The sequence below is a fragment of the Paeniroseomonas aquatica genome (assembly GCF_030409335.1).
In the GTDB taxonomy this organism is placed as follows: Bacteria; Pseudomonadota; Alphaproteobacteria; order Acetobacterales; family Acetobacteraceae; genus Belnapia; species Belnapia aquatica.
The window spans coordinates 45,795-56,543 of record NZ_JAUFPN010000313.1 but is presented as its reverse complement, the minus strand read 5'-3'; the positions used below and the strand labels follow the sequence as shown (position 1 = coordinate 56,543).

The window sequence follows — 10,749 nt, the reverse complement described above, 5'->3', positions numbered from 1 at the left end:
GCGGGTCGCGGGCCGGCGGCGCGCCCGCCGCCACCAGCTCCGCCACGCGGGCCGGGGTCGCCAGCTCCACCATCGCCTCGCCGCCCGCGCAGGCCGGCGCCCAGTGGCAGGCGCCCATGCAGGGCGCGGCGAGGACGCGGGCGCCGCCGGGCGGCGCGGCGCGCAGCGCGGCCAGCAGCTCATGCCCGCCGGCCATGGCGCAGGGCAGCCCCTCGCAGACCCGCAGCGTCAGCGCCGGCAGCGGCGGCGCATCATCCGCCAGCAGGTCGAAATGCGCGTAGAAGCTGGCGACCTCGAAGGGTACGACATCCGGCAGCCGCATCTCCGCCGCCAGCGCCCGCAGGTGGCGCTGGCGCAGGCCGCCATGGCGGTCCTGGATCGCGTGCAGGTGCTCGATGAGCAGGTCGGCGCGCCGTGGCGCATCGCCGAGCGCCGCCTGCACCTCGGCCAGGGCGACCGGATCGAGCGGCGCCCCGCGGGGCCCCGGCCGGCCCTTCCGGCGCGGCGGCAATTCCCCGAGCCTGTCGTCAGGCATCGGTGCCGACCGATGCCGGCGTGCGGCGAACCCTCATGATGACGTTCTCCCCTGGGCGCCATGCTAGGGTCGCTTCGTCTGCGCCGGCAAATCCGCCCGGGCGCCGGCCCCCGCACCGGCATCGGCGTCAGAAGCTGATACGGAGCCCGCCGAAGACCGCGCGCGGCGCGCCCGGCGAGGCCATGCGGGGATCGCCCAGCCCGAGCCCGGCGGCATTGGCGGTGTCGCGGTCGAACAGGGTGCCGAAACTCGCGGTACGCTGGTTCAGCAGGTTGCCGGCGACGCCCCGGAACTCGCCCCCCGGCCCCACCTGCAGGCTGGTCTGCAGCCCGACCAGGGTGTAGCCGGGCAGCTTCGGCAGCCGGTTCGCCTCGTCGCCGCGCAGGTATTGGCGCTGGTCCAGGACAGGGTGCCGCCAAGGCGTCACCATGCCGTGGCGGCAACATCGGCACTGAGGCCCAGCCGATGGCGGGGAACGCCGGGCAAGGTGTCGCCGCCCCGGCCTTGATCCCCTGCCGCCGCGTGCCGCCGGCATCGCGGAAGAAGCCACGCTCCTGGATGTCGCTGGCCAGGTTCAGGATGTCGTTCTCGAGATCGGCCCGGAACGCCCCGAGATGCCAGCGCAGCCGGCCTTCGCCGCCCGGCCCCGGCAGGCTGCCGCGCAGGCCGGCCTCGACCGTGCGGCTCACCACCTGGCGCAACGCCGGATCCGACAAAAAGGAGGCACCGAGGGCGCAGGGCCGCGCCGGGTCGGCGCAGGACAGTTCGGCCGGCGTCGGAGTCCGGCTCGCCTCGGCATAATTGGCAAAGGCCGCCAGCCCTTCCGCCAGCCGGTAGCTCGCCCCGCCGGACAGGTTGGTGCGGCTGAAGCGGTGGGTGCCGTCGAGCGCCGTGCCGAGCCGGTCGCGCAGGGCCAGCTCCGTGCTGTTGAACCGCGCCGCCGCCGTCACCGCCAGGCGGTCCGACACCTCCAGCGTATCGGTCGCATAGACTCCCCAGGTGGTGGTCGTGCTGCGCAGCCGCACCGGCGCGATGGAGCCGTCGGGCTGGGCGATGTCCTCGCCGAGGCCGAACACGCTGCGGCCGGCGGTCAGCGCGCCGAGCTCGGTGCTGGCGGCGAAGTCGCTGGCGGCGTGGTCCAGCGCCAGGCCGACGGCCAGCCTGTTGCCGCGGCCGAGCACCGGCGCGGCGACCGTCACCTGCGCCGTGCCGCCGGTGCTGGTGCTGTGCGTGCTGGTCCGGTTGAGCACGCCGGCCGGGGCGCCGCCCAGCACCGCCGCCGGGATCGGCTGGCCGGAGCCGCGGCCGGTCACCCGGGCGCCGTCCTCGGTGCAAAGGGCGCCCGCCCCGTCGTCGCAGGCGGCGAACTCGGCGATGTCGGCATTGAAGGTCGATTGCCGGAAGCTGCGGACATAGCCGACGGCCTGCAGCGACACCGCCTCGGTGAGCTCGGTCGTGCCGCGCGGGCTCAGCATGACGAGGTCGTTCACCGTGCGGTCGGGGTGGGTGAAGACGGCGTGCCGGTCGGCCGCCAGCAACTCGACCGGGAGCAGCCCGTTGCCGACCAGCCGGCTGTGCCCGGCGGTCAGGCTGAGGTGCAACTCCCCGGTCCGGCCGCGCAGGCCGATATCGCCGTAGCGGCGACGCAGGCGCGAGGGCGAGCGGTTGTGCCAGCCATCCTCGTCCAGGCCCTCGGCCGCGAGATAGGCGGCGGCGTTGCCGGCCTGCACGCCGTATTCGCCGCTGAAGGACCGCCGGCCGAAAGACCCGCCGAGGGCCTGCAGCCGCGCCCCAGGCGCGGTGAAGCCGTCCTTCATGCGCAGGGCGATGGCGCCGCCCAGCGCGTTCAACCCGAAAGCCGGGTTCGAGCCGACGAGGTCGACCTCCCGGACGGCATTCTCCGGGATCATGTCCCAGTGCAGGGCGTCGCCGAAGGCCTCGTTGATGCGCACGCCATCCTGGTAGACCGCCAGGCCCTGCGGCGTGCCGAGCAGCGGCGAGGCGGTGAAGCCGCGCAGCTGGAGGTCCGGCTGGAAGGGATTGGACTGCGCCTCGTTCACCGAGACCGCGCCGAGTTCGCGTTCCAGCGCGCCGGGCAGGTCGGCGCGGCCGCTGCCGCGGCGCAGCGCCTCGGGCGTGAAGCTGCGGGTGAGGTAGGGCAGCCGGTCGGCCGGGACGCCGCCCGCCTCCGCCAGGGCCATGGCGGAGACGCAACGGGACCACTGAGCCATGCATCCCCTCCAAGGCTTGGTTCGCCCTGGCTGACGCCGCTGCCGCCTGGCGCTACAACCGGGGGTCCATTCAGGGGCGGAAGAATGCGCACTCATAACTAAATAGGGGATCACTTAAGCCGCCGTGATCGGTTGGCCGAGCGTTCAGCTGTCGCCGTTGCACATGCGGCCGGCGCCGGAGCGCGGATGGCCCGGATCGAGCGGGCGCCATTGGCCTGTCCCCGTAAAGACCCGAATAGTAATTTCGAGTCTCTCATCCGCGCGTGCGCGCGACCCATCTGAAAGACCAGGGAGGCGAGGAATTCTCCAAGCGGGGATGATCGCAGCCAAGGCATCGGTCCGCATTTTCGCCCCCAGCATATTCAGGGCCCACGCCCTGCGCCTGCCGGCCGGCGTGGCGGTGCAGGTGGTGGACGCCATCGAGGGTTGCGCGGCCGAGGCGGAATCGCTGAGGGGCTGATCCGCATTGCGATTTACACCGATCCGGCGCTGATGACCTCGCGCGCCCTCCACGAAGTCACCCATGCCCTGATGGACCCGAATGTATCGCCCCTCAGCGTGGCCGAGCGGACACCCTGCGGGGCGCGGCGGCGCGCCGGCTGGCCCAGGCGCCGAGGGCCGACCGGCCGCGCCCTGGCGCCCAGCCCAAGTCCGGGGAGGCTACGAACGAGGCCTGCCGGCGCCGGCTGAACGGCATCACCCGCGGCGATGCCGCGGCGCGGGGCATGCTGATCGAGGAGGCGGTGGCGCACCTGGGCGAGGTGGCCTCGGCCAAGCCGATCGCCCCGACCTCGCCCCTGGCCAAAGACTTCGCCCGCATCCGCGAGGCGCTGGCGAGCTTGTAGCAGGCGCGCGCAGCGGTGACTTCACCACGGCGGATCAGGCCTTTGCGGCGGTGCTGGCGGGCAAGCACGGCACCCGGCGCGCCGCGCCGGATCTGGCGGCGGCGCACGGGGCGCCGGTTTCCCGGCATTCAGTCCACTCCGAACCACTCAGGGCTGATAAGTCAAAGAAGCCGCGACCGTCTGCGATTTCCGGCATCGACCATGTCGGCCAGCGGCAGGGCGCCCTGCGAGCCGGTCTGTCCGGTGAACGACACCGTGCGTGATGCCGACGGGCTGAACATGATGGTGCATGCCCGCAGCGTCGGCACGGGCCGCGGACCGCGCTGAACCGCTTCGCCGAGGCGGTGCTCTGGCCGCTGTGCTGGCCTGGCGCCGTGCGAGGCATCGCGCGTGATCCGGGAGGCCCCGGATCACGCCTCGTGGCAAAAGGTGCCGCCGGTGGTTTGAGGTGACGACCGCGCCACCGACGGCCATCCCCAGGATAGCCTTCGATCCGCAGTCACCATCGGACAATGATGCCCGGCCGGACTTCTGCATGCGAGCCCAGGCAAGGGTGAAGAACACCGGCCATGCGGCCCGACGCGCTTCGCGATAGTATGGAGTTCGCGCGGGATCGCCGGACGATCGATGGCTCAGCTTCCGGCGCGTCGCCGCGGCGTCGGCACGCTCTGTGTCGCAGGCGCTCCCGCGCCTGGACGCTCGACTGTGCCGTCGGTGCGCAGGCCGCCAAGATTGCCGCCGGAGCTGCCGGCGCCGCCGACCGTCGCACGCTCGATGCCGCCCGCACCCGGGTTCACATTGGTCACCACCGGATTCTGCATGCCGGTGTTAACGCCGGACTGCGCGTTCTGCAGTTGTTGCTGCCGGAGCTGGTACTCGACCGTGCCCGGCGTGAGTGCAACCGGGCCGGTATTCTGCGCCGGGGTAACCGAACTGCAGCCAGCGACGAGGGCCGACATGAGGGCAACGCCCCTAAGCCTGCGTATGAACTGCATGACGTATCCTTTCGTCAGACTAGGGCCCCGGGGAAAGACGCTCGCTGGAGGCTGGAGATCATGGCGCGGAAGGCCGCGTCCGGCGCATCGAAACGCTATCCAAATTTGGCATTCGAACGTGCAAGCCATACCGTCTTGGAGGCGCGTTGGCGAAGTGGCGCCCGCCGACAGGATATCGATCTTGGATGCCGTGCGGCGTTGCCCGGTGGAAGGCTCGCAGCAACGCCATATCCGACCGGTGATGGCCGCTGCGCCAGAGGATCAACCGGAAGCCCGCTCCTGTGCAAGCGAGACCGCGCTGGCGCGAGCGGGACGCCTGCCAAGTGGACGGATGGCGCGGCGAACGACAACGGTGCCGCGTCACATGCGTTGCTGACCGAGCCGTCGCCAAGAGGATCGGAACCCTGCATGAGCCGCCCCCGCCCCACTGTGATCGATCCTGCCACGCTTCAGCCGGAACCGGACGACCAGAGGCCGGCTTCGGTGAAGCAGCCTCCAATCCTTTCCGACCTTGCCTATGATTGCGAGGCTCTGGTCATCCGCGATCCTTGTCTGCCGCATGCCTTGGTTCACGCATTGCTCGACATCGCAGCGGCACTGCGGCAGGAAGCCAGGCGCCGATCCGTGGCAGAATCGCAAAGAGATGGCATCCGCTTGCGCGGGGATCCGCAGGTCACGCCATGACCGGTGCTGTCCGGTCGTGATACCTGGCGAGCGTTTCGGACGGCATCTCTCCGAACATGGCCATGTATTCCTGTGCGAAGCGTCCAAGATGAAAAAAACCATGGGCCAGCACGATCGACTTGACCATCGCCCTGCTCTGTCGGGCCGAGCGCAGCGCCCGGTGGACCAGAACCAATCGTCGCCGTTTGAGATAGGCCTGCGGACTCATCCCGTACACTGCGGAGAAGCTTTGGTGCAACGTACGGGCCGAGACCTGGAGGGCCGCACAGAGCTCGCGCGTGTAGATCGGGCGGTCGATGTTGGCGTGCAGGAAGTCGTCAGCCTCCCGTACCTGCCGGAGCATGTCCCCGGTTTTCCGGGCGCATCCGGAATGGTGCTCGCTGCCAAGCAGGGCGTCCGCGAACACGCGGTGGCATTCCTCGGCCAGTGCGGCGTCGAGGCCAGGGACGGCGAACAGGCTTGGCGTGGTTTCGGCGAGGTCGGTCATCGCCGTGACGGTACGCACCAGTCGGCCGGACTGCTCCTCGCCGAGGCGAAGCATGTGGTGCCGCCCCCGCGGGAAGGCCTGGATGCCGCATACCTCGATCAATCGATCGAATTCCTCCGCGCGAAATACCAGGGCAATGCGATCCTGTTCGGTCGGGCAAACCGCCTGGATCGCCGCACCTTCCGGCAGGACCGCGAGCGTCGGCAACTCGAAGGTATCGCCATTGAGGGTCAGGCCTTCGCTGGGGCTTACTTGCAGGTTCAGTGCGACCTGATCGGATGGTACCTCCCCATGGACCAGGAATGGCGCATGAACCACCCGCCTGATATCGACACCATCGAGCTTGAGCCGTGCAACCCGACCCTGAAACCGTCCAGTCCCAATCGGGATGAACTGGAGAATGTCGCCGTTCAGCGCAAAGGCCATCGCGTCCATGTCGTCGAAATGCAGTGACTGCGCGTATCCCGCCTTCTGTCCTGGAGCCGGAGCCGACATTGCAGCGCCCATTCGCCGAGTTCGTTGCTTGTGCGTGTAGCACCGTGCAGCTGAGTACAAGGAGTCATTATTTGAAGCCGGTACTTACAAATCCACAAAATAACCTGATGCGGGAATTTCATTTCTTGATAATCACTTTATGAACGGGTTTTCCGACTAAATGTGATCATGACAAAACTATAACGTTATGATTGTTCGAATAAATAACGATGAGGTTGGGGCGCCTGAAGACCATACCTCTTCGGAGTGTCCGACGATGAGGGGGCTCTGGCCGCGACTCCGCATGGGATCTGGGCAGCGGCGGGCTGCAGCCAGCGGGAGACATCGGCCAGAAGGCCGATGGCGTGGCAGAAGCGCATGGCGTCGCACCGCACGTGGCGAAACTGCCCGAAGCCACAAATGGCTGCGTGCTGCCGCCGCGGCGTCGAGCGCAGGACCATCGAAGGCACACCGGCACCCTCGCCGATCTGCCCCTCGTCACCTTGATAGGCATCAAGCTCGAGCAGGCCGCCCGAACGCGCCCAGGATCCACAACGATCTTTGTGGCCGCGGTTAAGGGGCACTGCACCCGACAGAAGTGAGTGGAGCCTGGATGCGTGACCGGCCCTTGGTGAAGGGCGGCGCAATCGGCATGCGGTCAGGCGGCGACCCGCCCGACCTGACACCGCCGCCTGCGGAAGACGTCCGATGCGGGGCGGTCCATTGCCGAAAATGGATATCGTTGGTGGTCACGCTCGCACCGGGCCAGGCGTAGGCTGATCCCGATCAGGATGCGGCCGGAATCAACGCCAACTCCGATCCGGACGGTGGGCTCGGCCGTGATGGTTGGCGCTTTGGCAGGTGTGGTCATGGACCCGACATCGATCGCACAGGGAGCCGACGCGGCTGACGGCGTGAACGGGCAGCCTGTACGAAGAAGTCGATCATGGGGAACAAGCGGGCTTGGCTGAACCTCGGGCCTGTCATCGCGCCTATTCAAGCGAGACCCGGTTGGCGTGACGTGCGGATGGGGATGAGAGTATCCCACAGCGGCACCTTGGCTGGCGCTGCTGCCACCATGTGCCAACGAGCCTGCCTCCTAGCGAACAGGCACGGCACGGCATTCGACTACAAGGCCGATGGTCGGATTGCGAAGGCGGTCAAACCGGTAGCAGCCTTCGACCCGATGCCGGACTGCCTCCACATGGGCACATCGAGGCAATGCGCATCCCACCTCAATCGGTGGCCATCATGTCGGGAGGAGACACAGGATGCGTTCGACATTCTTGCGGAGTGCCGCCGGACTTGTTCTGGTTGGCGCATCGGCACTGTTCAACGGCGCGGCCGCTCAGTCATCCGCCCTTATCGGCACGAACGAGGTAAGGGCCATTATCGAAACGGTCGATCAGCAGAAGCGCATGGTCCTGCTGCGTGGTCCCACAGGCGCCCTCCTCACCATTCATGCGGGCCCGGAAGTGCGGAACCTTGCGCAGGTCAAGTCTGGCGACCGGGTGGTGATTCGCTACGCCGAGGCAATCGCCGCGCAAATCGTGCGGCCGGGCGAGCCGCAGGCAGAATCAACCACCTCCATGGCAAGGGCCAATCCCGGCGAAAGACCGGCGGGCGTCATCATCGACCGCGAACGCATGCGGGTGACCGTTGAGGGGGTGAACACCGTCAACAACACGGTAGCCTTTATTGGTCCAGATCGCGTACCGCGCACCGTGACGGTCCGGCAGCCCGCGATGCAGGAGTTGTTGCGCACCTTGAAAATCGGTGACGAAGTCGATGTTACCTTCACCGAAGCTGTCGCAATCAGTGTCGAACCCGCGCCACGCTGAAGACCTCCGGGGCCGCGTAGGACCTGCCCCTTCGCTTCCCGGGGATTGGCTGCCAGCTTCTACCTGCGGGCAGCACTCCATCCTTGATGGGGCGCAGTGACCACGACGGCGCGTGGAGGACCGGCCGATGGCGCACGGACCTGCGGCTGAGACGCGGCCTGACGCAGTCGGCTGGCGGCTCAAGTTGGATCTTGCGCTGTTCGCCCTGGCATTCCTGCTCTGGCTGCTGGTCCCCATGGCGGCCGTGATCGCCTTGCCGACCAACAGGATCGCCGCACTGACCGGCAGCGCGTCAACGTGACATGCGATAGCCCTGATCGCCGTCGACGGGGATCAGGCTGCAGAGTTGCGGCTTACGGGAATTGAGGTGTCGCAACAGGGAAGCAGTACGCGCGGCGTTTGTCCGGCATCACTGCGATAGCGGCTTCCCCCTAGATCGGAGGCCGCGCCACCCAGGTGTTACCCGCCAATGCCCGCTGCCGGCCATACTCGTACAGCGGGCGCATATAGGACTGCGCGAAGGGCTTGTCGTAGACCAAGGTGAAATCCCGCCCGATGAAGGCCAGGTTGTAGTCGACGCCGTCGCGTTCCGTGGCGGAATAGATCCGCCATACGTCGTTATACCCCGCGGAGGCAATCATCGAAGCGACCGCGCGGCCGGCAATGCTCATCGTTCGCCGGTCCACCGAGGCCCATTCAGGATCGAGACGGCCGTTGCGGATGACCCAGGCCCGGGCCGGCGCCACCGGCAGACGCTTCACCCGCCGCTTCCGGCGAAACTGCGATACGCTGTTGGGGTAGAGGAAGACCTGGGCGAAGGCGCCGCCATCGACATGCAATTCCTATAAGGGCTTGCCGTCCAGCGTCACGTCGACCAGCACCGGTGCGAAGGCGCCGGGAATGGCGGAGGAGGCCAGCAGGATGCGTCGAATCGTGTCCAGCGCCTTCGGGTGCCCGCTCCGCGCGATGGCGCCGATTCGCCATATCACCGGCATTTGGGCATCGAGGTTCGAGGTGCCAATCAGCAGCAACCGCCCATCGTCGTAGGCGGGGGCGATCTCGGCCAGCAGCGCCTCGTCGATGTAGCGGGAGATGGTGCTGAAGAGCGGGCTGTTGTCCGCCATGCCGTCGTCCCACACCGCAGCGGTGAAGTTGCGCTGCACCAGCATGTCGGCAAGGGTGATGTTGGTATGGACGTCCTTCAGCTTGGCATCCCAGGCGCTGCCGAGGAAGGCGAAGGGAGCGCTCAGCGCGCCGGTGCTGATGCCGGTTACCAGGAAGAAGCCGGGACGGCCACCGCGCTCCGTCCAACCGTTCAACAGCCCTGCGCCGAAGGCACCGTTCTCCCCGCCGCCCGAGATGCCGAGCAGGTCCGACTCCGGCAAGGGCGCGGAGGAAGGCAGGCCACGCGCCGCCAGCTGGCGCTCGAGGGCGGCGACGAACTCCCGCTGCAGCGCAGTCTGGCCTGCCGCCTCGGTCGGGAAGAACCGCTCATCCGGCAAGCCGAGCACCGTCGCGGTGCTGGCGCCGCCGCGCGGCACGGCGGCGAGCCGGGTCGGGAGGGAGCAGGCGGGCAGGCTGGTGGCCAGCCCTCCTCCGGCGACCAGGGCCAACAGGAATCGTCGGGATGGCAGGACTGCCGGCCGGGCTGGACGGAATTGGGACATCGGCGACCTCCCGACACGGAGCATTTGTAGTCGGGTCAATCCCATCCGGCGTGGAACCGAACTGGCAACTCTTGGAGTTCAATGGGGTATCGTGTGATCCGATGAATCGCAATCCGTATCCAAATTCGGCATCTGTCAGGGCATGCCGCTCGAGGCTCCCTTCATTGGTGCATTGCGATAGGTAATTTAAGTAGCCGCAAAAATGCGTAAATCGACCAAACGTTGCAGCGATGCCCTCTGGTGCGCTGATCGTCGATAGCCTTCGGCTCCGGATTGCAGCGCCACGTCGCTCGATCATGCCGGGCGGCCTGCGTCAGGCGCAAGGCTTCAGCGCCATTCACGCCGAGCAGACCAGGGGCACCGGAATATGCAGGCCGCTCGCCTCCTTTAAACCCACGCGATGATTGTTTCGCGGGGGGGGACGAAAGGGTCGAGCAGCGGTGGCCCTGAAAGGCCGGGGGGGTGGGTACCAGACTGCGTGGTTGGACGGTAGCAGGGTCGCTGCCGAGACTGCACGCCGTGGCCAGAAGGGTGGAGCACGCGATGGCAACTGTCCGGTAAGCGGTGCGCGCCGCTGCCCCTGATGGCCGGCCACCCGCGTGACACGCCGGCCCCGCCGATGCACGCTTCTGCCCATCATCCGTGTTGAGTTCTGGGATGTGCGTGCACCCATGGTCCTGACGCAGCGGCGCGCTCCATCCGCTCTCGCCGCACGGGATGCTGTTTAGCAGCGGATGATCTAGCCCAATCGGCCCCGGCCTTCCGTGCGCAATCGCTATCCGTTTTTGGCACAGGCGAGTGCCCGGTGTCGGGTGGCCCGCAGCACGCGGGGACAAATGCATGGCGACATCCGCAGGTGCATTGCGGTGCCGGTCTCCAGCGCCGGGCAGCAGGGCCGGTGGACGGTCGCTCTCCATGGTCCGGTCAGGCAACCGGACTGTGCTGGTCCATAACAGCCGGCATGTCACGATGGCGGCGCTTATGGATCGC

General features: G+C 67.8%; 9 protein-coding genes and 1 pseudogene. 4 read left to right on the top strand and 6 right to left on the bottom strand.

Features of this window, described 5'->3' with window-relative positions; genetic code table 11:
* Both QWZ14_RS31880 and QWZ14_RS31875 read right to left on the bottom strand, forming a co-directional pair.
* Positions 1-535 (bottom strand): NADH-quinone oxidoreductase subunit NuoE family protein (locus QWZ14_RS31880; RefSeq protein ID WP_290321123.1); only part of this gene is annotated, 535 nt, incomplete at its 3' end.
* 506 nt (positions 536-1,041) lie between these two features.
* Positions 1,042-2,736, bottom strand: a pseudogene (locus QWZ14_RS31875) (TonB-dependent receptor); the annotation flags it as partial.
* Positions 2,737-3,082: 346 nt separating this feature from the next.
* Here QWZ14_RS31875 and QWZ14_RS31870 point away from each other — a divergent pair.
* Entirely contained in the window at positions 3,083-3,226 is a 144-nt protein-coding gene (locus QWZ14_RS31870; protein WP_290321122.1) for a hypothetical protein, read from the top strand.
* A 1,017-nt stretch (positions 3,227-4,243) separates the two neighbouring features.
* On the opposite strand, the gene QWZ14_RS31865 is transcribed toward QWZ14_RS31870, so the two are convergent.
* Complete coding sequence (locus tag QWZ14_RS31865; protein WP_290321121.1) at positions 4,244-4,606, bottom strand: hypothetical protein; 363 nt, start codon at positions 4,604-4,606, stop codon at positions 4,244-4,246.
* A 408-nt stretch (positions 4,607-5,014) separates the two neighbouring features.
* Here QWZ14_RS31865 and QWZ14_RS31860 point away from each other — a divergent pair, with 408 nt between their 5' ends.
* Positions 5,015-5,290 carry a hypothetical protein gene (locus QWZ14_RS31860; protein WP_290321120.1) on the top strand — a complete coding sequence of 92 codons (276 nt, stop codon included), beginning with the start codon at positions 5,015-5,017 and terminating at the stop codon, positions 5,288-5,290.
* Here QWZ14_RS31860 and QWZ14_RS31855 read toward each other — a convergent pair.
* On the bottom strand, positions 5,280-6,212 hold the full coding sequence (locus QWZ14_RS31855) for a helix-turn-helix domain-containing protein (RefSeq protein ID WP_290321119.1): 933 nt from the start codon (positions 6,210-6,212) through the stop codon (positions 5,280-5,282). The two genes, QWZ14_RS31860 and QWZ14_RS31855, sit on opposite strands and share 11 nt — an antisense overlap.
* Before the next feature lie 1,310 nt (positions 6,213-7,522).
* Here QWZ14_RS31855 and QWZ14_RS31850 point away from each other — a divergent pair.
* Together QWZ14_RS31850 and QWZ14_RS31845 are read left to right on the top strand one after the other, a co-directional pair.
* On the top strand, positions 7,523-8,092 hold the full coding sequence (locus tag QWZ14_RS31850) for a preprotein translocase subunit YajC (protein ID WP_290321118.1): 570 nt from the start codon (positions 7,523-7,525) through the stop codon (positions 8,090-8,092).
* A gap of 127 nt (positions 8,093-8,219) precedes the next feature.
* Positions 8,220-8,393 (top strand): hypothetical protein, encoded by a 174-nt coding sequence (locus QWZ14_RS31845; RefSeq protein ID WP_290321117.1) that lies wholly within the window; start codon positions 8,220-8,222, stop codon positions 8,391-8,393.
* A 130-nt stretch (positions 8,394-8,523) separates the two neighbouring features.
* Here QWZ14_RS31845 and QWZ14_RS31840 read toward each other — a convergent pair whose 3' ends face one another.
* Entirely contained in the window at positions 8,524-8,931 is a 408-nt protein-coding gene (locus QWZ14_RS31840) for a hypothetical protein (protein WP_290321116.1), read from the bottom strand.
* A 3-nt stretch (positions 8,932-8,934) separates the two neighbouring features.
* Entirely contained in the window at positions 8,935-9,759 is an 825-nt protein-coding gene (locus QWZ14_RS31835) for a patatin-like phospholipase family protein (protein ID WP_290321115.1), read from the bottom strand.
* Positions 9,760-10,749 lie beyond the last annotated feature (990 nt).